Origin of the sequence: Bradyrhizobium arachidis (genome assembly GCF_015291705.1) — a bacterium.
In the GTDB taxonomy this organism is placed as follows: Bacteria; Pseudomonadota; Alphaproteobacteria; order Rhizobiales; family Xanthobacteraceae; genus Bradyrhizobium; species Bradyrhizobium arachidis.
In genome coordinates this window covers 4,159,615-4,181,515 of the sequence record NZ_CP030050.1, presented here as the reverse complement: position 1 = coordinate 4,181,515, position 21,901 = coordinate 4,159,615, and the positions used below count along the sequence as shown (strand labels likewise).

General features: G+C 65.1%; 19 protein-coding genes. 3 read left to right on the top strand and 16 right to left on the bottom strand.

The annotated features are described in order from the left end of the window. The first annotated feature begins 229 nt into the window (after positions 1-229). Both WN72_RS19195 and WN72_RS19190 read left to right on the top strand, forming a co-directional pair. Positions 230-1,648, top strand: coding sequence for a cytosine permease (locus WN72_RS19195; RefSeq protein ID WP_167381069.1), 1,419 nt, complete (start codon positions 230-232; stop codon positions 1,646-1,648). 19 nt (positions 1,649-1,667) lie between these two features. Then, the gene (locus WN72_RS19190) at positions 1,668-2,609 is read left to right on the top strand and encodes an acetamidase/formamidase family protein (protein WP_430640396.1); all 942 of its coding nucleotides are present in this window, start codon (positions 1,668-1,670) and stop codon (positions 2,607-2,609) included. A gap of 43 nt (positions 2,610-2,652) precedes the next feature. Here the strand turns inward: WN72_RS19190 and hydA (WN72_RS19185) are convergent, their stop codons facing one another. The 10 genes from hydA (WN72_RS19185) to hydA (WN72_RS19140) form a co-directional block, all read right to left on the bottom strand. Further along, entirely contained in the window at positions 2,653-4,077 is a 1,425-nt protein-coding gene (gene hydA, locus WN72_RS19185) for a dihydropyrimidinase (RefSeq protein WP_092218539.1), read from the bottom strand. Then, positions 4,074-4,799: a maleate cis-trans isomerase family protein gene (locus tag WN72_RS19180; RefSeq protein ID WP_092218540.1), complete on the bottom strand. Its 726-nt coding sequence runs from the start codon at positions 4,797-4,799 to the stop codon at positions 4,074-4,076. The genes hydA (WN72_RS19185) and WN72_RS19180 overlap by 4 nt, the downstream gene beginning before the upstream one ends. A gap of 34 nt (positions 4,800-4,833) precedes the next feature. After that, entirely contained in the window at positions 4,834-6,495 is a 1,662-nt protein-coding gene (gene nikE, locus WN72_RS19175) for a nickel ABC transporter ATP-binding protein NikE (protein ID WP_092218541.1), read from the bottom strand. Beyond that, the gene (locus WN72_RS19170; RefSeq protein WP_027557182.1) at positions 6,492-7,352 is read right to left on the bottom strand and encodes an ABC transporter permease; all 861 of its coding nucleotides are present in this window, start codon (positions 7,350-7,352) and stop codon (positions 6,492-6,494) included. The genes nikE and WN72_RS19170 overlap by 4 nt, the downstream gene beginning before the upstream one ends. Next, a complete protein-coding gene (locus tag WN72_RS19165) occupies positions 7,349-8,380 on the bottom strand; it encodes an ABC transporter permease (protein WP_092218542.1) in 1,032 nt (343 codons plus the stop codon). Before WN72_RS19165 ends, WN72_RS19170 begins: the two co-directional genes overlap by 4 nt. A 28-nt stretch (positions 8,381-8,408) precedes the next feature. Then, positions 8,409-10,028, bottom strand: a complete 1,620-nt coding sequence (locus WN72_RS19160) for an ABC transporter substrate-binding protein (RefSeq protein ID WP_092218543.1) — start codon at positions 10,026-10,028, stop codon at positions 8,409-8,411. 115 nt (positions 10,029-10,143) lie between these two features. Next, positions 10,144-11,580 carry an NAD(P)-binding domain-containing protein gene (locus WN72_RS19155; protein WP_092218544.1) on the bottom strand — a complete coding sequence of 479 codons (1,437 nt, stop codon included), beginning with the start codon at positions 11,578-11,580 and terminating at the stop codon, positions 10,144-10,146. Beyond that, complete coding sequence (locus WN72_RS19150; protein ID WP_027557178.1) at positions 11,577-12,338, bottom strand: SDR family oxidoreductase; 762 nt, start codon at positions 12,336-12,338, stop codon at positions 11,577-11,579. The genes WN72_RS19155 and WN72_RS19150 overlap by 4 nt, the downstream gene beginning before the upstream one ends. A gap of 1 nt (position 12,339) precedes the next feature. Then, positions 12,340-13,317, bottom strand: coding sequence for an NAD-dependent epimerase/dehydratase family protein (locus WN72_RS19145; RefSeq protein ID WP_092218545.1), 978 nt, complete (start codon positions 13,315-13,317; stop codon positions 12,340-12,342). A gap of 12 nt (positions 13,318-13,329) precedes the next feature. After that, positions 13,330-14,799, bottom strand: coding sequence for a dihydropyrimidinase (gene hydA / locus WN72_RS19140; protein ID WP_092218547.1), 1,470 nt, complete (start codon positions 14,797-14,799; stop codon positions 13,330-13,332). Positions 14,800-14,943: 144 nt separating this feature from the next. Here hydA (WN72_RS19140) and WN72_RS19135 point away from each other — a divergent pair, with 144 nt between their 5' ends. Beyond that, positions 14,944-15,606, top strand: coding sequence for an aspartate/glutamate racemase family protein (locus WN72_RS19135; RefSeq protein ID WP_027557175.1), 663 nt, complete (start codon positions 14,944-14,946; stop codon positions 15,604-15,606). A gap of 16 nt (positions 15,607-15,622) precedes the next feature. Here WN72_RS19135 and WN72_RS19130 read toward each other — a convergent pair whose 3' ends face one another. From WN72_RS19130 to WN72_RS19105, 6 genes are read right to left on the bottom strand one after another with little or no spacing between them, the layout of a single operon-like run. After that, positions 15,623-16,267 carry a flavin reductase family protein gene (locus tag WN72_RS19130; RefSeq protein WP_092218549.1) on the bottom strand — a complete coding sequence of 215 codons (645 nt, stop codon included), beginning with the start codon at positions 16,265-16,267 and terminating at the stop codon, positions 15,623-15,625. Between the two features lie 13 nt (positions 16,268-16,280). Further along, positions 16,281-17,207 (bottom strand): N-carbamoyl-D-amino-acid hydrolase, encoded by a 927-nt coding sequence (locus tag WN72_RS19125; RefSeq protein ID WP_092218551.1) that lies wholly within the window; start codon positions 17,205-17,207, stop codon positions 16,281-16,283. A gap of 22 nt (positions 17,208-17,229) precedes the next feature. Beyond that, positions 17,230-18,603 (bottom strand): amidohydrolase family protein, encoded by a 1,374-nt coding sequence (locus tag WN72_RS19120; RefSeq protein WP_092218553.1) that lies wholly within the window; start codon positions 18,601-18,603, stop codon positions 17,230-17,232. After that, entirely contained in the window at positions 18,600-20,183 is a 1,584-nt protein-coding gene (locus WN72_RS19115) for an ABC transporter substrate-binding protein (RefSeq protein WP_027557171.1), read from the bottom strand. Before WN72_RS19115 ends, WN72_RS19120 begins: the two co-directional genes overlap by 4 nt. A 20-nt stretch (positions 20,184-20,203) precedes the next feature. Beyond that, positions 20,204-21,094, bottom strand: coding sequence for a polysaccharide deacetylase family protein (locus WN72_RS19110; protein ID WP_092218555.1), 891 nt, complete (start codon positions 21,092-21,094; stop codon positions 20,204-20,206). Then, positions 21,081-21,896 carry an ABC transporter substrate-binding protein gene (locus WN72_RS19105; protein ID WP_092218557.1) on the bottom strand — a complete coding sequence of 272 codons (816 nt, stop codon included), beginning with the start codon at positions 21,894-21,896 and terminating at the stop codon, positions 21,081-21,083. Before WN72_RS19105 ends, WN72_RS19110 begins: the two co-directional genes overlap by 14 nt. Between the last annotated feature and the right edge of the window lie 5 nt (positions 21,897-21,901).

Below are 21,901 nucleotides of genomic sequence, written 5' to 3'. Positions count from 1 at the left end.
CATGCAACGTCCCTTGCCTCTCGCCCACTGGCTCGCGCGCGGGATCGCCACCTCGTCGTTGCGGCAGCCAGTTCACACCCGAGGTCGAAGCGACCTTGAGAATCCAACAGCAATCCGACGCAAGCGAGACTGCATCAGGCATGGATGCGGGCCCTGCTCCGGCCGGCCACAACCGATGGCACGATTTATGCTGCGATGATGCGAAGCGTGCTTCGTATTGGGGGATGTCATGACGGATTCCGAACTTCGCGCTGATCTTCACAGCATCGAGCCAATTCCGGATGCGGACCGGGACTCAACCGGGCCGCAGCAGATGTGGATCTGGGCCGGCGCCAACATCGCGCCAGTGAACTGGGCGCTCGGCGCGCTCGGCATCATCCTCAAGCTAGGCCTGATGGAGACGATCGCAGTCATCGTGCTCGGCAATATCGTCGGCTGCGCGATCTTCGCGACCTTCACGGTGATGGGACACAAGACCGGCGTCAACCAGATGGTGCTGAGCCGCTCCGCGTTCGGGGTCCGCGGCGCCTACCTGCCGAGCATCCTGATGTTCCTGATGACGCTGGGCTGGATCGGGGTCAACACCTACTTCCCGGTCAAGGTCTCGATGGGCATCCTCGGGCAGTTCGGCGTGCCCGACACATGGCCGATCGAGATCGTCGTCATCACGCTGGTGATGGCCGTGCAGGTGCTGATCGGAATCTACGGCTTCTACGCGATACGCACCTTCGAGAAGTACACGGTGCCGCCGACCATCGCCATTATGGTGCTGATGAGCGTCTTGGCATGGACGCGCCCGGGTGTCGTCAACTGGAGCCTGACGAGCTCGCTGGCTCCGGGCGCACATCTGGCGATGCTGACGCTGCTGACGACCGCGATCGGGGTCGGCTGGGGCATTTCCTGGGTGACCTGGGCCTCCGACTATTCGCGCTTCGTGCCGAGAAGCGTGCCGTCGAAATCCGTCTTCTGGTACAGCTATGTCGGCATGTTCGTACCCACGGTCTGGCTCGGCATTCTCGGCGCGACGATCGCCTCGACGACGCTGGATACCGATCCCGCCAAGATGGTGAGCGCGGTATTTGGGGGGCCCGTCAGCATCCTGGTCCTCCTGATGGTGTTGCACGGCCCGATCGCCACCAACATCCTCAACGTCTATTCGGCGACATTGGCAGCGCTGAGCGCGGGGCTGAAATTCTCGCGCTTCTGGCTCACCGTCATCGTCGGCGTCGCCGGCTATCTGGTCACGCTGTACTTCATCTTCGCGCCGTCTTTCGCGAAAGCGTTCGACAACTGGATGATCAGCCTGCTCTTGTGGATGAGCCCATGGGCCGGGGTGGTGCTGGCCGACTTCTTCATCAAGCGGAAGGGCAAGATCGACATCGCCGAGCTCTATCGCTCGCCGGAGACCAGCGCCTATGGCGACATCAACTGGGCCGGCATGATCGCCTTCCTTGCGGGCCTCGTTGCCGGATGGCTGGTCGAGGACGGCCTCGTCGGCGCGCTGCAGGGGCCGATCTCGACCAACCTGCTCGGCGGTGCCGACTTGAGCTGGCTGTTCGGCATCGGGGTTGCGGGCCTCGTCTATCTCGGGCTCGGCAAGCTCTCGACCTCACCCTCCTCCATCGTAGCGAGTGGCGCAGGCAGATAGCAGCGGCAGTGACGGTAGAGTGATGGACCACGTTCTGCGATCCATTCCCGGAAACGTCCAGTGGGGACTCTGGGACGGACGATTGAAGCCGGTGCTCCGGATCGCATCCGGAGACCGGGTGACCATCGAAACGCTTTCGGGCGAGCCGGACGATCTGCCTGATCCGTCGCTCGGCTTTGACATCGTTCCCGGGCATGCGGAGGTGCTGGCAAGCACGTTTCGCGGTCCGGGGCCGCACCTGCTCACCGGGCCGATCCACATCGAGGGCGCCGAGCCCGGCGACGTGCTGGAAGTGCGCCTGCTGAGTATCGAACTACGCTGCAATTGGGGCTGGAACCTCCAGGTGCCGATGCTCGGCACGCTGCCCGAGGATTTTCCCGAATTCCGTCGCATCCACATTCCGCTTGACCGCGCGCGTAACGTGGCACGCCTGCCCTGGGGACAGGAGCTGCCGCTGTCCCCCTTCTTCGGCAATTTCGGCGTCGCGCCGCCGCCGGGCTGGGGCCGGCTGTCCTCGAAGGAGCCGCGGGCGTTCGGCGGCAATATGGACAACAAGGAGCTCGGCGCTGGCAGCACGCTTTATTTTCCCGTCTTCGTGCCGGGCGCGCTGTTCTCCGCCGGCGACGGCCATGCGCTGCAGGGCGATGGCGAGGTCTGCCTTACGGCGATCGAGGCTGCGCTCACCGGCACCTTCGAATTCCACGTCCGGCGCGATCTTCGCCTCGCCTCCCCACGCGCGGAAACCGCGGTCGACTGGATCACGATGGGATTCGATGAAGACCTCGACGATGCGGCCAAGGCGGCGCTGCGCGACATGATCGCGCTGATCCGCGAGAGGAGCGGCCTCAGCGCGCAGGACGCCTATACGCTGTGCTCGATCGCCGCCGACCTCAGGATTACGCAGATGGTCGACGGCAACAAGGGCGTCCACTGCGTCCTGGCAAAATCCCGCATGCCCTGACTGCGTTCTTCGCTGGACCAGGCGCCGCGCGAGCTGCGCCTGGTCAGATCAGGCTCGACTTGCCGCGGCTCAGCACCTCACCCGCGCCTTTGTCGCCGACGATCTCGCCCTGGTCGTACACGACCCGGCCGCGGGCAATGGTGGTGACGGGCCAACCGGTGACATCAAAGCCTTCCCAGGGCGTATAGTCCGCGCCGTGGTGAAGATCGGCCTGCTGAATCTTCTTCTTCAGCTTGGGATCCCACAGCACGATATCGGCATCGAAGCCGACGCCGATCGAGCCCTTGCGCGGATAGAGACCGTAGATCCTCGCGTGGTTGGTCGCCGTTAGCTCGACGAACCTTTGCAGGGTGATGCGTCCCTTCGAGACGCCTTCTGAGAACAGGATCGGCAGCCGCGTCTCGACGCCGGGAATGCCGTTCGGCACCCAGCGGAACGAGGTGCGGGCGTTCGGCGTCAGCTTACCCTTGGGATCATCGTAGCGGAATGGGCAGTGATCGGACGAGAAGGTCTGGAACACGCCTGACGTGATGCCCTCCCAGATCGCCTGCTGGCTCTCGACATCACGCGGCGGCGGCGAGCAGACATATTTCGCGCCCGTGATGTCCATGTTCAGGCCCTTCATGTCGTCGGCCGTGAGCGTGATGTATTGCGGGCAGGTCTCGGCATGCACAGGCAAGCCGCGCTGCTGGGCCCAGCGCACCTGCTCCATCGCCTCGCGCCCAGAGACGTGCACGATCATGATGGGAACGCCGATCACCTCAGCATGGCTGATGGCGCGATGTGTCGCCTCGCGCTCGACCGCTTGGGGCCGCGAAGTGCCGTGATAGTAGGGCGCGATGTGGCCCTCGCGTTCGAGCTTGCTGGTGAGGAAGCGAATGGCGTCGTAGCCTTCGCAATGAACCATGACCAGTGCCTCCTCGCGGCGCGCGACCTCGAACACCTCGAGCAGCTGCTTGTCGCTGAGCACGAGGTCGTCATAGGTCATGAACACCTTGAACGAGGTGTAGCCGTCCTTGACGAGGGCCGGCAGCTCCTGCCCGAGCACCACTGCGGTCGGATCGGAGATGATGAGGTGGAAGGCGGTGTCGATGTAGCACTCACCCTCGGCGAGCTTGCGATAGTCCTCGACACAAGTGCGCAGCGAGGTGCCTTTCTCCTGCAGCGCGAAGGGCAGCACCATGGTGTTGCCGCCGGCCGCTGCCGCGCGCGTCGCCGAGGCAAAATCGTCGGCCATCACCACGTCGGGGCCCGAGGGCTGGGAGATGTGGACGTGGCTGTCGATGCCGCCCGGCAGCGCCAGCAGACCCGTCGCGTCGATCTCACGGGCCGCGCCCTCGATGCGGTCGGCGATGCTGACGATGCGGCCGCCGCGAATTCCGATATCGGCGCGAAACTCGTCGCTGGCCGTCACGATGGTACCGCCGCGAATGGCGAGATCGAGCTGCGTCACAGGGCTCTCCGTCATTTGATGATCGCCGATGTCTGGAAAATGCGTCCCCACTGCGCGAGGGCTGCGATGTCGCCGCCGGCCAGCTCCAGCGTTCGCCACAGCGTGACCGCCACCGAATCGAGCACGGCAACGTTCAATTCCCGCTCGAGCGAGGCCGCAAGCGCCGCGCCATCGAGATTGGTGCAGAGGACGATTGCGGCATCGGCCCCCTCCGCCGCGACGGCGCGGATCATGTCCGCTATCGCCGCGGGCGTGACCTGACCGAAGGAAAAATTGTCACGCAGACCGAGATGCCGCTCAGCATGCGGCGCGATGCCTTCCGTCGCCCAGACGTCGGCGATCCGCCGCTGCACATCGTCCGTGTAGGGCGATACGAGGCCGACGCGCTTGCTGCCGAGCGCGCGGGCGGCATCGATGCAGGCCAGCGTCGACGTCGTCGCGGGCTTGCCGGTGCGCGCGGTGATCGCCTCGCAAAGGCTCCGGTCGCGGTCGATGCCGAGCCAGCTCGCCGACGTGCCGTTCCAGGCGATGGCATCGACCTTGGCGTCGGCCAGCAGATCCGCCGCCGGCAGCATCGCCGAGGCGTCGAACTGGCTCAGTGCCGCGGCATCGAGCGCGATCTCGGTGACGCGAAAGCGCGAGAAATGCGCGGTGACGTCCGCCACACCATGCAGCATGGCACTGGTGACGGGCTCCAGTACCGAATTGGAGGACGGGGTGATCATACCGAGACGCATGTAGGGCCATATAGCCATGAATTGGAAGTGGAAATCAGGCGGGCAGAAGCGAAACAGGCGAACCAATGTGTGGGATAGCTTCGACCAGCTCGCGCGTGTAATCCGTCTGCGGATTGGCAAACAGAGCGAGGCTCTCGCCCTGCTCGACGATGCCACCGGCGCGCAGCACGATGGTCCGGCTGCACATCATGCGTACCACGTTGAGGTCGTGGCTGACGAACAGGAAAGCGAGATTGTCCTCGCGCCGAAGCCGGTCGAGCAGCTGCAGCACTACGGCCTGCACCGAGACATCGAGCGCCGCAGTGGGCTCGTCAAGCACCAGCAAACGCGGCCGACATGCAATGGCGCGGGCGATGCCGATGCGCGCCTTCTGGCCACCCGACAATTGATGCGGGAAGCGTGACAACAATTCACGCGGCAGGCCGACGCGGTCGGCGCACTCCTCGACCCGGGAACGCAGCGCGTCGCCGGGGCGCAGGCCGGTGAGCCTCAGCAGCGGATGAGCAATGCAGTCGAACGCGGTAAAGCGCGGATTGAGGCTCTCGTGCGGATCCTGAAAGACGATCTGGATTTCCCTGCGTAGCGGCGAGCGATGAAAATCACGCGCCGGCAGCTTTGCGATCGAATAGCCGTCGAACAGGATGTCGCCTGCGCTCGGATCGATCAGCCGGCAGATCATGCGGGCGGTGGTGCTCTTGCCGGAGCCGGACTCCCCGACCAGGCCGACGCTCTCGCCCGCCGCCATGGTCATCGAGAAATCCGCCACCGCAGCGGCGCCATCGTCAAAACGCTTGACGACGTGCTGGACGTCGAGCAGCGGCGGCGTGCCCGGCGCGGGCGTCGGCCGCTCCTTCACCTCGACAACCGGCAGAGCTTCGTCGGCCGGCACGAGGTCGCCGACACGCGATGTCGCGGTCGGCGACGATGCCACCAGTCGCTTGGTATAGGCGTGCTGCGGCGCCCGAAACAATGTCTGCGGCGCGCCTTCTTCAACGAGCCGCCCCTGCTCCATCACCACCACGCGCCGACAATAATGTGCCGCAAGACCAAGATCGTGGGTGATGAGGATTGTCGTCATGCCCCGTTCGGCGACGATGCGCGCCAGGAGGTCCATGACCACCTTTTGTGTCGTCACATCGAGGCCGGTGGTCGGCTCGTCGGCAATCAGAAGTGATGGATTACAGGAGATCGCGATCGCGATCATCACGCGCTGGCACATGCCGCCGGAGAGCTCGTGCGGATAGGCATCCAGCCGCCGGTCGGGATCGCGGATCTGCACCGCGCGCAGCAACTTCAGCGCCTCGGCCCGCGCCTCCTGCTTCGAGAGCCGCCGATGCGAAAGGACGGCATCGGCGATCTGGGCACCGACGGTGCGGATCGGATTGAGCGCGGCGCGCGGATTCTGGAAGATCATCGCCATGTTGGCGCCGTGCAGGTTGCGCAGCTCCGCCCCCGACGCGCGCGTAATGTCCTGGCCTCTGAACTTGACACGACCGGCCGTGATGCGACCCGCTTTGTCGAGCAGGCCCGTGACCGCGAAGCCGGTGACTGATTTGCCGGACCCGCTCTCACCGACGAGGCCCAGCATTTCACCCGGCTGGAGCGACAGCGAGACGCCCCGCAGCGCCTCGACGAGCCCGCGCCGGGTCGAGAACGTCACGCCGAGATTGTCGATTTCGAGCAGTGGCGACATCATGTGCGCATGCGCGGATCGAGGATATCGCGCAACCCGTCGCCGAGCAGGTTGAAGCAGAGCACGGCCAGCATCAGGGCCAGCCCCGGAAACGACACCAGCCACCACCTGCCCGTCGAGATGAAGCGCGCGCCCTCGGCGACCATGATGCCCCATTCCGGGGTCGGCGGCTTGACGCCCAGGCCGATGAAGGAGAGGCCCGCGGCATTCAGGATCGCCCAGCCGAGATTGAGCGACATCTGCACCGCCATCGCCGGCAGCACGTTGGGTAGCAGGAAGCGCAGCACGACGGAGACATGCCCATCGCCGCAGGCGCGCGCCGCCTCCACCCAACCGAGATTGCGGCGGATGTTGACCTCCGCGCGCGCGAAGCGGATGTAGAACGGCAGATTGATGATCGCGGTCGCGATGACGATATTCTCGACCCGGTTGCCGAGCGCCGCGACCATGGCCATGGCGAGCACGAACAGCGGAAAGGCCATCAGCACGTCGACGAACCGGCCGACCGCGCGATCGAGCTTGCCGCCGACATAGCCGCAGAGCGAGCCGATCACCGCGCCGATCACGAAGGACACGCTGACGGCCGTCACGGCGATGGCGAGATCGAGCCGCGTGGCGACGATCAATCGGCTGAAGACATCGCGGCCGAGCTGGTCGGTGCCGGCCCAGTGGAGTGCGCTCGGCGGCTGCAGCGCACGCGGCACGTCCGAAGCGACGGGATCATAAGGCACCAGCATGGGGCCGAAGATCGCGACCAGCGCCAGCAATATCGCCGCCGCGGCGGCAATCGCGGTAACGAGGTTACCGCGCAGCACCCACACGGTGTGACGCAGCCCCGACGATGTTGCTGTAAGGCTCATGCGACCGTCGCCCTGGGATCGGCGATGCCGTAGAGCACATCGACCAGGAGATTGACCGCGACGAAGATGCTGGCCATCAGCAGCACGAAGCCCTGCACCGGCGCATAGTCGGAGACCAGCAGCGCATCGAGCGCGTAGGACGCAACGCCCGGCCAGGAGAACACTTTCTCGACCAGCACATTGGCACCGAGCATGGTCGAGAACACAATGCCGGCGATGGTGATCACGGGCAGGATTGCATTCCGCAGCGCATAGGTCACCACGATCTGCCAGCGCGACAGGCCGATCGAGCGCGCGGTACGCACGAAATCGCTGCCGAGCGACACTAGCATCGAGGCACGGGTGATGCGGGCGAGCGGCGCGATCACGAACAGCGCCATCGTGAAGGCAGGCAGCATCAACTGACGCGCCGCGGCCCACCAACCCTCGACGTCACCCGCGAGCAGGAAATCCACCATCAGGAAGCCGGTGCGTGCCGGCGGCACCGAGGCGAAGACGTCGATCCGTCCGGTCGGATCGGGGGCAAGACCCAGCAGATAGTAGAACACGTAGATCAGCAGCAGTCCGGAGACGAAGGTCGGCACGCAGACGCCGAGCGAGCAGAACAGCCGTACGCCGTGATCGATCAGCGAGTTCGGCCGCAGCGCGGCCAGCACGCCGAGCGGCACCGCCGCGATCAGCGCGATCACGAGCGCGGTCAGCGTCAGCTCGAGCGAGGCCGGCAGGCGCTGCTGCAGGTCCTTGGCGACCGGCTGCCCCGTCATCATGGAACGGCCGAGATTGCCGCGGCCGACATCGTAGAGATAGATGCCGAGCTGCTCCGGCAGCGACCGGTCCAGCCCGAGTTGCTTGCGGACGACCTCGATCTCCTCCTTGCCGGCACTGGGACCGGAGGCAAAGAACACGGCGGGATCGCCTGGCAACACCCGCATCAGGAGGAAAGTGAAGACCAGCACGCCGAACAGCGCCGGCAGTGACGAGAGAAACCGCCGCCCAGCCCGGATCAAAGTTGCACCGATCGTGCCCATGCTCTTCGCCGTGCTCCCTGCTCCGCTGCTATTTGCGGCTCAGGTTACGATAATCCACCTGGCGGGTGAATTGATAGACATAGCCGTCAAGATTGGCGACCATCACTGCGTCCTGCGCCGGCTGCCAGAGCGGGACCTGGAACATCTGCTCGAAATGGATGGCGTTGAGCTCCTTGCCCTCCGCCTCGTACTTCGCCTTGTCCGCCTCGAAGCGCGCTGCCTGCGCGATCTTCTCCAGCTCGGCATTGTCCGTGGAGGAATAGTTCCAGCGCTGATTGCCGGTATAGAAGTTGCGGTAGAAATAATCGGTCGACGGCAGCCAGGCGACAATGCCTTCGGTGAAGAATGGCAGCTTCTTCTCATTGATCGAGGTCGACATCTGCGCATCCGGCAGCTTCTGGATGTCGACCTTGATGCCGATCTTCTCCAGCGATTCCTTGACCAGGGCGGCCATCGGTTCGGCAGTCGCGGCCTGACCGACGTTGAAGCTGAAGGTCGTGGCGAAACCTTCGGGCACGCCGGCCTCCTTCAGATAGGCCCGCGCCTTCTCCAGATCGAGCTTGACCGGTTGCGGGATCGGATAGCCGCCGCTCGGCGGCGTACCGTCGGCCCAGCTGGCACCGAACAGCGGCGTGCCGCGGCCGAACAGCGCCGCCTTGAACATGTCATCATAGGGTAGCGCCGCGGCGACCGCCCGGCGGACGTTGACGTTGTCGAACGGCGGGATCTTGTTGTTCATCGAGATGAAGGTCACCGCATTGTATTGCGGCGTCGAAATCACCTTCAGCTTGCCTTTGGCCTCCAGCGCCTGGACGTCGCTGGCCTGCAGGTCGATCACGAGGTCCGCGTCGCCGCGCTCGACCAGATTGGCGCGCGTCGCCGGCTCCGGTACCGACTGGATGATCAGCCGCTTGAAGGACGCCGGCTTGTCCGGCGAGCCGCGATTCCAGGCCTCGTTGCGCTTGGCGATCGCCTGCTCGCCCGGCTTGAAGGTTTCGACGATATAGGCGCCGCTGCCCGCCTCGTTCTCCTTCAGCCAGCTCAGCGCCCAAGGATCCTCAGGAGTCGCATGCGATTTGGCGAGCTTGGAATTGATGATGATGGGATAGACGGTCGCAAGGTTCGGCAGCGCCAGCTTGTCGGGCCGCGGCAATGTCACTTCAAGGGTCAGCGGATCGATCACCTTGAACTGGTCGGCACTGGTCAACGATCCCGTCAGCAATTGCGCCTTGCCGAGTACCGGCGCGGTGACGCAGCGGTCGAGCGACCACTTCACGTCTTCTGCAGTAACCGGCGAGCCGTCGTGGAACTTGGCGTCGGGACGAAGCTTGAAGGTGATCTTCAGGCCATCGGAGCTGACGCTGAAGGACTCCGCGAGCTCGCCATTGATGGTATCGAGATCGAACACCCATTTGCCGTTGAGCTGTTTGCGGCCGAACGACACCAGCCGGTCATAGCTGCTCATGCTGAGCGCGAAGGCTTCGCGGGTCGAGCCGGGAATGTTGGGATCGAGCGTGTTGACCGTTGCCGCCGTCACGTAGCGCAAGGTCTCAGCGCGGCTCTGCGCACGGGCCGCGGGCGCAATCAATGTCGCCGAAAGAAGAACGGCGGACGCCGAAATCAGATGCCTGGAAATCACGGAGTACATCGCCTCTGTCCTTTGTTAGGCCGCGCACGCCCGAAATGGCAGCAAATCATGTGCCAGAAACAGGCAGTTTGGCATGCTTCTTCGTCGCAGTGGAATGCATATGCGCTCGCCGGCATCACGCGCTCCCCTCCGCCGCCGCGGGCGCGCGCCGGATTACAGCTTGAGGGACATCATAGGCCTGGAATGCCGCCCAGTGCTTGTCGATATCGGCGCGGAACAGGTCGCGCGTGAGGCCGTGGACCAGCTTCGGCACTGCCGTCGTCATCGCATTGATCGAGGAGCCGGACGGACCAAAGCTCATGGTCGAGGCGATGGCGAACAGGTGAATGCCGGAGATCCACGGTGTTCGTCCAACCGCGCGCTCGCAGAAGGCATAGTCGTCCGACAAATAAGGAAAGGCGCCAAGGCGCGGGCTCTGTTCCTGCGCCGGCGGCGTGTAGCAGTCGGCCCAGCGCGCGATGTTATCGGCGCATCGCTTCAGCTCGGGGCGACCGGCAAAGTCCATCATGACGCCGGTGGCGCAGATGACGAAATCGACCGCGATCTCGCCACGTGGCGTGCGCAGCAGCACGCCGTCAACAGTCTCCCGCGCTCCATCGACAGGTGCGCCCTCGCGCAGATGGAACGTCGCGTGCCGGGCGCAGCGATCATAGGTGGCTTGCGGAAATCCCTCGCGCAGCTCGAGCACCGCGCGCATGAAGCGCCAGCGCCAGGAATCGTCGAGCTCGGAAAAATGCCTGAGGAAGCCGCGGAAGGTCAGCCATCGATAGGGCTGCACCAGCTGGATCGCAGCGCGCCGGCACAGCAAATGCACGGCGCCCGCACCAGCCTCGAGTGCCATCGCTGCGTTATCGAAGGCCGAGGCGCCCGCGCCAATCACCGCGACGCGCTTGCCGCGTAGCGCGGTAAAATCGATCGGCGCCGCGCAGGTAACGCATCGCGACGCCGGCAGATGCCGCAATGGTTCGGGAATGCTCCAATCGCCCATGCCTTCCTGTCCCGTCGCGAGCACGATCTTGCGGGCGTAAAGCACCTCCTCGCCATGAGCAGTGCTCACTGTTGCCTGCAATAGGCCGTTAGCCTCAGGTGCAATATCGGTCACCTCGCAGCCATTGTGCACCGGTAGACCGAGCACCTTGCGATACCACGACAGATAGGCCGCCCAATATTCGCGCGGGATCAGACCAAGATCGCGCCAGCTCTCCGTTCCGAATTTGGCCTCGTGCCAGGCCTGATAGGTCAGGCTCGGCAGGTCGAGATCAGGGCCGGTGTAGTCCTTCGGACTGCGCAGGGTCGGCATCCGCGCATAGGTCAGCCATGGGCCTTCGCAATCCTCATCCGCCTTGTCGAGCACGCGGATGTTGGTGACCTGCGAGCGCTGCAGGCCGAAAGCCGTCGCAAGTCCGGATTGACCAGCCCCAACAATGAGCACGTCCAGAGCGCGGCTGCCATCGGGAGCCGTCATCGGCGTCAGCCAGGGCATGCCTGGATGCGCCGTCTTGGCAAGATCGGCGCGGACCTGAACTGCAAGTGCTGCAAGGCCATCACTCATGCCGCAAGCCACCCGCCATCGACTGGAAGCACCGTGCCGGTGACGAAGGAGGAATCGTCACTGGCGAGATAGAGCGCGGCCGCCGCCACCTCGTCGGCGCGGCCGAATCGCTTCATGGCATGACGCTGCCGCGAGGCCTCGCGCACCGGCTCGGGATCGGCATGGCGCGCAAAACTGCGGCGCAGCAGCGGCGTGTCGATCGCGCCGGGCGCCAACGCGTTGACACGGATGCCATCGGTCGCGAAATCGATGGCCATGGTGCGGGTCAGGCTGACGATGGCGCCCTTGGCAGCAATATAGGCGCTGTTGCCCTTGCCGCCAGCGATCGCCAGCTGCGACGCCAGCGTGATGATGGCGCCCTTGCCTTGCCGCTGCATGATCGGCACCGCCGCGCGCGCCCACAACCAGGTGCCGCCGACATTGGCACGGAATACCGCCTCCCAATCCGCCAGCGCGGTCGTGATCACGGTACCGCCGCAGGAGAAGCCGGCAGACGTCATCAGCACGTCCAGCCTGCCGCCGCTTGTTGCGACACTTTCGACGGTGGCGCTTGCAAAATCGGCGTCGCCGACATCGCCAACATGGACGCTGCCGCTGCCACCCTGTTCGCGAAGCATCGCCAGCGTTTCGGCTGCGCTGTCAGCATCGCGATCGACCAGCGCAACGAAGGCGCCTTCGCGGGCGAACAGAACGGCGCTGGCCCGGCCGATCCCGGAGCCGCCGCCCGTGATGATGGCCACCCTGCCCGCCAGCTTCATCTCAGGCGCCCCCTCGATCATGATCATGCAACCAGCGCCGCATATGCTCCGCTGACTCCTCGCAGCCAAATTTGGCACGCCATCCGAATTCGTCGGCCATGCGCTGTACCGACAGCGGCGCCCGGGTCGGGCCGTGCACCGTCACGGTTGGTGTCTCGCCGGAGACAGCCACGCGGCAAACGAAACCGCTGTCCGGGTCGGCAAAAGCCTTGCCCCAGGCCTCGGCGGTGAACGTCACACCGCTCGAGATATTGTAAAGCATGTGACGGGGCCGGGCGGCATCGAGCAGCACGCCGACGGCGGCGGCGACGTCGGCGGCATAGACCCAGTCCCGTGCACCGGGCTCGCTGAGCAACGCCGGCGCGCCCCGCCGCGCGCAATCCACAATCAGCGCCTGCGGCGATGGCGTGTCGCGGACACCGCCTGCCCGCTCGTACGGGCCGAACACGCCCGAGAGCCGGACGCTGATCACATCGGCCTGCCAGAGGTCGGAGAGCCGCGCCACCACACGCTCAGAGGCGAATTTCGTGATCGCATACAGCGATTGCGGATCACAGGGCGTCGTCTCTTCGAGCAGCGGATAATGCAGGCCGCTCGCGCCATAGCTTGCAGCGGACGAGAGGTTGATCACACGCCGCACCTTTGCCTTGCGCGCAGCGGTCAGGATCGGCACCTGCGCCAGCAGATTGACGGCCAGGATGCGCTCCGGCTCGGCGGCATCGCGCGCTGCGCCTGCCGTGATCGCGGCGCCAAGCACCACGGCATCGCATCCCGGCCCGACTGCTGCCTCAACCGCGCTGCGCTCGGTCACGTCCCCTCGCAGCACCCGCAAGCGTTCACCGTAAGGCGCAAAGGCGCAGCGCGGCTCCAGCGGCAACTCGGCCTGATCGAACAGCGTGACCGCATGGCCGCGGGCAAGCAGCAGCTCCGCGATATTGAGCCCGACAAAGCCTGCGCCGCCGAAGATCACGACGCTCATCTCGCGGTCCGCTCACAATAGCTTGGCGCCAAAATTCTGCTCCGGGTTCATGTCCGAGACCAATCGACCGGTCGGTTTCGCCGCCTCGCCGCCGCTGCGCGCCAGGAAGCGGCCGGAGCCCGGCGAGGCGTTCAGCTTGCCGCTTTCGACGATGACGCGGCCGCGGGAGAGCACTGTCACCGGCCAGCCCTGCAGCGAACGGCCGGCGAACGGCGTGTAGCCGGCCAGATCATGCATCATCGCGTCGGTGACGGTCACGCGGCGATCGGGATCCCAGATCGCGATATCGGCGTCAGCGCCGACGGCGATCGAGCCCTTGCGCGGATGCAGATTGTAGATCTTGGCCGGCGCGGTCGCGGTCAGCTCGACGAACTTCTCGAGGCCGAGCCGTCCCTTGGAGACCATCGCATCGAACAGCAGCGGCAGCCGCATCTCGAGGCCCGGCAGGCCGTTGGCCACCTGCTTGAAGTTCGGGTTCGGCCCGGCGCGAAGCTTGCCGGTCTCGTCGAAGCGATACGGCGCATGGTCGGAGGAGATGGTTTGCAGATCGCCGAGCGATAACGCCTTCCACAGCGCCTCCTGGTCGTCCTTGCGGCGTGGTGGCGGGCTACACATCCATTTGGCGCCTTCCGCGCCCGGCTTGTCGAGATCGTCGGCGGTGAGGAACAGGTATTGCGGGCAGGTTTCGGCAAACACTTTCAACCCCTCCCCGCGGGCATCGCGGATCGTCCGCGCGCCTTCGGCGGTCGAGACGTGGAAGATCATGATCGGCTGGTCGACCAGGGCCGCCATGCCGATCAGGCGGTTGAACGCCTCTGCTTCCGAAAAGCGCGCATGGCTGATCGCGTGATATTTCGGATGAGTGTAGCCGCGCGCGAGCAGGCGCTTCACCATCCAGGAGATGATGCCGTGATTTTCCGCATGGGCGCACAGCATCGCGCCGCCCTCGCGCGCGGCGATGAGGATATCAAGCAGCGGCTCGTCATCGATCTTCAGCCGGTCATAGGTCATGAAGATCTTGATCGAGCCATGGCCCTGGCGGATCAGCGCCGGAAGGTCGCGCTCAAGCGCTTCCTTGGTCGGATCGGCGATGATCATGTGGAAGGCGTAGTCGATCACCGCGCCATTTCGCGCGAGTGCGTGATAATCCTCCAGAACCTGCCCCAATTGCATGCCGACATGCTGCGCGGCAAAGGAGATGACCGAGGTCGTGCCGCCGAAGGCCGCCGACGTCGTGGCACTCTCGAAGGTGTCGGCATTCATGATGCCGGCAGCGGACAGCTGTTCGATGTGACAATGGCTGTCGACGCCACCGGGCAGCACGAGCTTGCCACGCGCATCGATCTCGCGCTTGGCCGGACCGAGCACGCGCCCCATCGCAACGATGACCTCACCTGCGATCGCCACGTCGGCCTCGAACACGTCGGTGGTCGTGGCGACGCGCCCGCCACGGATGATCAGGTCATAGGCGGGTTCGGTCATGACGATGTCTCCTTTAATTGTTGTCGTCCGGCGCGCACCTTTGCGGCGCGCCCTTGCGCCCTGCGCATGACCGCTTCATGCTGTCCATGGCATAGTGATTGCCTCTGTTTCGCACCGTCAACACTGCCCAAACAGGAACCTCCCATGCCCCGACCGCGCATCATGGTCATCAACCCGAACTCCAACCACGTGGTCACCGCCGGCCTTGCCGAGGCGTTGAAGCGGCTGTCCTTTGCCGACGGTCCGGAGATCGTGTGCGAGACCCTGACTGAGGGACCCTACGGCATCGAAAGCCAGGCCGACGCCGAAAGCGTGGTGATGCCGCTGCGGCGCACCGTCGCCGGCGACAACGAGTCGGCGGCCTTCGTGATCGCCTGCTACAGCGATCCCGGCCTGCATGTCTGCCGCGAAGCCACCACGCGGCCGGTGCTGGGCATTGCCGAATGCGGCGTGCTGACCGCGCTGACCCGCGCCGAGACCTTTGGCGTGATCGCGATCGCGCAGCGCTCGATCCGCCGGCACATGCGCTATCTGCGCCAGATGGGCCTGATGGATCGGCTGGCCGGCGAGCGGCCGCTCGACATGAGCGTGGCGGAAACCGCATCGGGCGAAGGCACGCTCGCCAAGATGATCACAGTCGGCCGCGCCCTGAAAGAAGAAGATGGTGCCGGCGCCGTCGTGATGGGCTGCGCGGGCATGGCGCGTCATCGCAAGCCGCTGGAGGACGCGCTCGGCATTCCCGTGATCGATCCGACCCAGGCCGCCGTGACCATGGCGCTGGGCGCCGTGCAATTCGGCGCGTCGTGACGCGGTGGTTGGCAGGCTAGCGTGCTTCACGCGCCCGCCTCGCCTGCCAATCGTCATAGCTCTCGCGATCCATCGCGAACATGTCGCGCTGGGTCGAATAGAGATTGCCGAACAGCCGTCCGATCGGCTGATAGGTCGCCATGTCGACATACATGCGCGCCGGATCAAGCAGCCCTTCGCGCGCATGCAGATGAAGCACTTCGCCAACCAGCAACTCGCGGCCTGGACCAAATGCGAGCGAGACCTGACGCCGGCATTCCAGCGCGAAGGGCGCTGCGGCCAGCCGCGGCACCTTGACCTCGGCGCTGGCCTCAGCCGTCAGACCCACCGCCGCAACCTCGCTCTCGCCGGAGGGGAAGTCCACCGCGCAGTCGTTCATCACTTTCGCCAGCGCCTCGTCCACCATATGCACGACGAATTCACCGGTGCGGTGGATGTTGCGCGTGGTGTCCTTGAACCGGCCGTCAGGATGATGCTGAAGGCCGAGCACGATCAACGGCGGGTCCTCGGAGAACACGTTGAAGAAGCTGAACGGCGCCGCGTTCAGCGCGCCGTTCTCGTCCATGGTCGTGACGAAGGCGATCGGCCGCGGCACCACCACGCCGCACAGCAGCTTGTAGCGGTCCCGAGGCGCAAGGTCGCGAAAGGAAAGGCTCGTCATCACACCACGTCCTTCACGGCGGCGGGATTGCGCCGGTACGGCTGGTGATCAGGCCATAATGCTCGGTGCGACGGTGGGCGGCGAAATTGAAGATGGTCTGCTTGCCGAACGCGGTGGCGTCGAGATCGCAAGGATGCACCAGCAGCTCGTCATCCTCGGTCTTGGCTTCGGCGACGATCTCGCCGTCGGGATTGACGATGAGGCTACCGCCGATCAGGGGATGGCCGTCCTCGTCACCGGCCTTGGCGACCGCGACGACCCAGCAGGAATTCTGGTAGGCACCGGCCTGCGCCGAGAGGCGGTTGTGGAACAGCCGCTTCTCCGGCCCTTCGTCGCCCTTCTGCGCGTTGACCGATGGCGTATTGTATCCGATCAGCACCATCTCGACGCCCTGCAGCCCCATCACGCGGTAGGTTTCCGGCCAGCGGCGGTCGTTGCAGACGGCCATGCCCATGATGCCGCCGAGATTGCGCCATACCGGAAAGCCGAGATCGCCCGGCTCGAAATAGCGTTTCTCCAGATGCTGGTGCGTACGTTCCGGATCGAACTCGGCATGGCCGGGCAAATGGATCTTGCGGTACTTACCAGCGATATTGCCGCTGCGGTCGGTGAGGATCGCGGTGTTGAAATGATGGCCATCCGGCGTCAGTTCGGCATAGCCAAAGCTCATCGCCATCTCGTGGCGGGCCGCGCGCTCGAACAGCGGCCGCACGGCGTCATTGGGCATCTCGCGCTCGAACCAGCCATCGGCATCGGCGCGGTTCTCCATGTACCAGCGCGGGAAGAAGGTGGTCAGCGCGAGCTCGGGATAGACGATCAGGTCGGCACCTTTCGCCTTGGCTTCGTCCATCAGCGCGAGCATGCGCCTGACCACGACATCGCGTCCCTCCGCGCGCTGGATCGGGCCCATCTGGGCTGCGGCGACGTTGATCGTGCGCATAGTCGTTGCTCTCCTTGCAGACTCAGCCGGCAAACGCCGCCTGCGCTTCCGGCAGATCCCAGATCTTGCCGATCGCAGCGGCCCCCGCCGAGGTGATGGCAGCTTCATCGCCATGAACGTAACGGCCGGCATCGATCAGCACCCGCCCATCGACGATGACCTGATCGACATTTGCGCGGTTGCCGAGCGCGACCAGCGCACGGCGCGGATCAAACAGCGGCTGCAGGTGCGGATGGGTCATGTCAATGATGGTCAGATCGGCCGTTGCGCCGGGCGCAATCGCCCCGAGATCCGGACGCTTCACCAGCGAGGCAGTGGTCGCGGTCACCGCCTCGATCAAGTCAGGGGCGCTCGCGACCTCGGCGCGTTGCAGCGCAAGTTTCGAGATCATCGAGGCCGCGTTGAGCTCGCCGAGCAGGTCCATGTTGTAACCGTCGGTGCCGACCACGGTGCGCACGCCATGTTCGGCAAACCGGCCGAATGCCGCCGTGACGCCGGATCGGGCGAACACCCGCGGGCAATTCAGCACCGCGGCGCCGCGCGCCGCCATCAGCTTCAGATCGCTGTCGGAGCTCGCGATGCAATGCGCTGCGAGGAGATCGGGAGCCAGCAGGCCCAGCCAATCGAGATATTCAGCCGGCGTGCGGCCGTCATAACGCTTGCCAATCGTCTCCACCTCGGCCCGGCTCTGCGCCAGATGGGTGGTGATGGGCACGCCGAGCTCGCGGGCGCGCGCCGCGCACGCCTTGAGCAGGTCAGGTCCGCAGGTGTCGGTCGCATGCGGGCTCATCGCAAGGCCGATCCGGCCGTCGCCGCAACCATTCCAGCGCTGATAGAGCGCGTTCCAGGCGGCCAAGTCTGCCGCGCCGTCGTCGCCGGCATATCTGACCACGCCGTCCGGGCCAGCCTTGGCGTCCGAGGTCGAGAACAGATAGGGCGCGCCATAGAAGCGGATGCCCATCTCCTCGGCGGCGTCGAACATTTCAGGGATGGTGTTGCGGAACGGCTCCATCACCGTGGTCGCCCCGCCCTTGAGTAACTGCAGAATACCGAGCCGCGCGACTGCAAGGCGCTCCTCGGCCGAAAGCAGATCAGCGCCACGCTTGGTCAGCGGTAGCAGCACCGTATACACGATGCTCTGATTGTTGCGCCGACCATTGCCGTCCTCGGTGTGGCTGCGGGCCACCGCCTCGCTGAAGCAGTGATTATGCAGGTTCATCAGGCCCGGCAGGATGAAGCGGCCGGGACGATCATGAACCTCAGCGGCGAACGGCCTGTCCTTGGTGACCGCCGCGATCGTCTTGCCTTCGATCAGCACCCAGTGATCGCGCAGCACATCCTGCGCGCCGTCGCGGCGAGATAGTACATAGCTGCCGAAGATCGCGATGCTGCTCATGATGGACGCACATTCCAGAAGACCGCGGTGCCGTCGAGGATGCCGGTGATGCTCTTGCGGTAGGCGGTCGGTTGCTTGTACAGGCCGATCGGAAAATACGGGATCTCGTCAAACGCCAACGCCTGGATTTCGCGGCAGATCCGCTGCTGCTCTTCGAGCGACGACGCCGTGAGCCACTGACCGCGCAGGCCGCCCATTCTCTCGCTGCTGTACCATCCGGCGACCTTCCCTTCGCCGCGCAGGTTGGTGTTGCCGGCCGGGTTGAGCCAGTCGATGCCTTGCCAATTGCCGACGGCAGCGCTCCAGCCGCCCTTGTCGATTGGATCCTTCTTGAGCTGACGCTGCAGCACGACTGCGAAGTCGAGTGTCTGATGATCGACGTTCATCCCGGCCCTCCGCAGCATGTCGGCCGCAACCTGGCCGAGCGGCTTTTGCGCGGCCGAATTGCCCGGCGACAGCAGCACGACCTTCTCACCACTGTAGCCAGCCGCCGCCAGGTCGGCCTTCACCTTAGCCATATCGCGCGGGCCGCGGAAGACGTCGAGCCCGACGTCATTGGCCATCGGCGTTCCCGGCGCGAAATAGCCGATCGGCGAGAGCTGGTACGCCGGATCTCCACCCGCGACTGCGGTCATGAAGTCGGCTTGATCGATTGCACCGAGCAGCGCACGGCGGATCGCCGGATTGTCGAACGGCGGCTGCAGGTGATTGACGCGGAGCATGCACGCATAGCCGCGGGGGTCGAGCACACGCGTTTCGACCTCGTCGGACTGCTTCAGCACGGGCAGCAAGTCGTGCGGCGTGGTTTCCTGCCAATCCTGCTCGCCGGTCTGGAGGGCCGCCACGGCTGTCCCCGGGTCCGGCGTCGTGGTCCACACAACGCGGTCGTAGTGCACGATCTTGGGACCGGCGGTCCAATCCGGCTTGCCGTCCTGGCGAGGCTGATAGCGCTCGAACCGGGCATAGGCGTTGCGTACGCCGGGCACGCGCTCATCCGCGATGAAGCGGAATGGCCCGCTGCCGATCACTTCGGTGACCGGCTTGAGCGGATCCTGGCTCGCAAACCGCTCGGGCATCATGAAAGCGGCATGCACTGCGGCCTTGCCGAGCGCCTGCGGCAGCAGCGGGAACAGCCGCCGCAAGCGGAAGCGGATGGTACGGTCATCCGGCGCAGACAACTCTTCGGTCGCCGCCATCAATTCGCCGCCGAACCCGTCGCGCGAGGCCCAGCGGCGGATGCTCGCGACGCAGTCACGCGCCAGCACCCGCTCGCCGTCATGCCAGAAAAGCCCGTCGCGCAGCGTCAGGTCCCACTGCTTGGCGTCATTGGAGACGACATGGCCCGACACCATCTGCGGCGAGACTTCCAGCGCCGCATTCATGCCGTAGAGCGTGTCGTAGACCATGAAGCCGTGGTTGCGCGACACCTGCGCGGTGGAATAGACCGGATCGAGGAAAGCCAGATCGATCACCGGGATGAAGCGCAGCGTGGTCTGCGATTGCGCGCGCACGATGCCCGGCAAGGAAAAGGCAGGCGCCATAGCGGCCGCACGAAGCAATGACCGGCGGGAGAACTGCATCGAAGACTTGCCCATGCTCATCAGCGCGACTGACCGGCGGCTTCATGCTTCTGGAAATTCGCGGCGATCGCCTCCCCGGTCGTGATCCACAGGTCCGGACAGGATTTGGCGTAGGTCAGGAACTCGCGCAGCAGACGGAGCCGCATCGGACGGCCGCTGCATTGCGGATGCAGCACGGTGGTCACCATCGCGCCCCAGTCACGGACCTCATCCAACTCGTCCTTCCAGATCGAGAGCACATGCTCCTTGGGAAAGATCGAGCGCGGGCTGAAGCGCGCCGAGAGGCCGTGCATCCAATCGTCATAGCTCGCGGTGACCGGCAGCTCGATCGTGCCGGGTTTGCCGTCGGCCAGGCGATGACGGTAAGGCCGCACGTCATCGCGGAACGATGATGTGTAGACGATGCCGTGCCGGACCAGCGCCCGGCGCAGCTCCTCGGTAAATTCGCCATAGGGCGCACGATAACCGATCGGCTTGACGCCCAGCCGCCGCTTCAACGCCTCGAAACCACGCTCCAGCTCCTCCTCGATCCAGGGATCGCCGGGATCGGGCAGCAGATGATGATAACCGTGATGGCCGATCTCATGACCGGCCTTGAGGATGGATTCGGCCATTGCCGGATGCGCATCGACCGACCAGCCGGTGACGAAGAACGTCGCCTTCAGGTCGAGCTGATCGAGCAGCTCCAGCAACTTCGGTGTGCCGACCCGCGCCTCATAGCCGCCATAGCTCATGGTGATCAGGCGCTGGGCGTGCACGGCGTCCTTGCTGGTCCAGGCGCTCTCAGCGTCGACATCGAACGACAGGAACATCGCCGACCTCCAAGGCTTCGGCCAGGGATAATTCGGTGCCGGATCCGCGGTGTTCGCCGGGACGAGCGGGATGCTCTGGAGTGCCTTACTGTCCAGCATTGATGGTCGCCTTCTCCACGCCGTTGTCGTTCAATTTCCACTTCGCCAGCAGGGCGCGGTAGGTGCCGTCGGCGATCAACGCGTCGAGCGCCTCCACGAAGGCCTGATGCAGGGCTTTCTCCTTCACAGGCAGCGCGATGCCGGTGAACTGCGCCGCAATGGCCTGGCCGAGCGGTGCGTAAACGCCGGGCTCCTGATTCATGATGTAGGGCAGCGTCTCGTTGCCCTGGACGGCCGCGTCGATCCGGCCCTGCTTCAGCTGCGTCCGCGCGTCTGCCGAGCCTTCGGTGCCGACGAACACAATGGGATTGCTGCCACAATGGGCCGCGCTCCACGCCGCGATCTGATCCGGGAACATGGTGCGGCGGCTCGCTCCGACTTTCCTACCGCACAGCGCCGCCATGTCCTTGAATTCCGCGGCACGCGACTGCTGCACAAAGAACTGCGGACCGCTGCGCAGATAATCGACGAAGGTTGCCGCCTCATGCCGCGTCGCATAGTCGGTGAAGCCGGACAGGATCGCATCCACCCGCCCCGACGCAATCGACGGCATGAACTGCGCGAAGCTTGTCTCTTCCCACTCCAGTTTGACGCCGAGCTTGCGACCGAGCGCCTCGCCGAGATCGATATCGAATCCAGTCAGCGCATTGGTGGCGGGATCGCGGAACTCCATCGGCGGGTAGTTCGGCACGATGGCGACTTTGATGCTGCCGCGCTTCGCAATCTCCGCAGGCAGCTCGACCGCGAAGGCCGGACCGGCCACAATCATCCCCAGTGCGCCCGCAATAACCAGCCTGATCATCAACT

Excerpts from the sequence above, each read along its gene's own strand:
- WN72_RS19155 (WP_092218544.1), bottom strand. The coding sequence starts at position 11,580 with ATGAGTGATGGCCTTGCAGCACTTGCAGTTCAGGTCCGCGCCGATCTT.
- hydA (WP_092218547.1), bottom strand. The coding sequence starts at position 14,799 with ATGACCGAACCCGCCTATGACCTGATCATCCGTGGCGGGCGCGTCGCC.
- WN72_RS19110 (WP_092218555.1), bottom strand. The coding sequence starts at position 21,094 with ATGCTGGACAGTAAGGCACTCCAGAGCATCCCGCTCGTCCCGGCGAAC.
- WN72_RS19150 (WP_027557178.1), bottom strand. The coding sequence starts at position 12,338 with ATGAAGCTGGCGGGCAGGGTGGCCATCATCACGGGCGGCGGCTCCGGG.
- WN72_RS19120 (WP_092218553.1), bottom strand. The coding sequence starts at position 18,603 with ATGAGCAGCATCGCGATCTTCGGCAGCTATGTACTATCTCGCCGCGAC.
- WN72_RS19180 (WP_092218540.1), bottom strand. The coding sequence starts at position 4,799 with ATGCGTCTCGGTATGATCACCCCGTCCTCCAATTCGGTACTGGAGCCC.
- WN72_RS19160 (WP_092218543.1), bottom strand. The coding sequence starts at position 10,028 with ATGTACTCCGTGATTTCCAGGCATCTGATTTCGGCGTCCGCCGTTCTT.
- hydA (WP_092218539.1), bottom strand. The coding sequence starts at position 4,077 with ATGACGGAGAGCCCTGTGACGCAGCTCGATCTCGCCATTCGCGGCGGT.
- WN72_RS19145 (WP_092218545.1), bottom strand. The coding sequence starts at position 13,317 with ATGAGCGTCGTGATCTTCGGCGGCGCAGGCTTTGTCGGGCTCAATATC.
- WN72_RS19130 (WP_092218549.1), bottom strand. The coding sequence starts at position 16,267 with ATGACGAGCCTTTCCTTTCGCGACCTTGCGCCTCGGGACCGCTACAAG.
- WN72_RS19170 (WP_027557182.1), bottom strand. The coding sequence starts at position 7,352 with ATGAGCCTTACAGCAACATCGTCGGGGCTGCGTCACACCGTGTGGGTG.
- nikE (WP_092218541.1), bottom strand. The coding sequence starts at position 6,495 with ATGATGTCGCCACTGCTCGAAATCGACAATCTCGGCGTGACGTTCTCG.
- WN72_RS19135 (WP_027557175.1), top strand. The coding sequence starts at position 14,944 with ATGCCCCGACCGCGCATCATGGTCATCAACCCGAACTCCAACCACGTG.
- WN72_RS19125 (WP_092218551.1), bottom strand. The coding sequence starts at position 17,207 with ATGCGCACGATCAACGTCGCCGCAGCCCAGATGGGCCCGATCCAGCGC.
- WN72_RS19105 (WP_092218557.1), bottom strand. The coding sequence starts at position 21,896 with ATGATCAGGCTGGTTATTGCGGGCGCACTGGGGATGATTGTGGCCGGT.
- WN72_RS19195 (WP_167381069.1), top strand. The coding sequence starts at position 230 with ATGACGGATTCCGAACTTCGCGCTGATCTTCACAGCATCGAGCCAATT.
- WN72_RS19115 (WP_027557171.1), bottom strand. The coding sequence starts at position 20,183 with ATGCAGTTCTCCCGCCGGTCATTGCTTCGTGCGGCCGCTATGGCGCCT.
- WN72_RS19165 (WP_092218542.1), bottom strand. The coding sequence starts at position 8,380 with ATGGGCACGATCGGTGCAACTTTGATCCGGGCTGGGCGGCGGTTTCTC.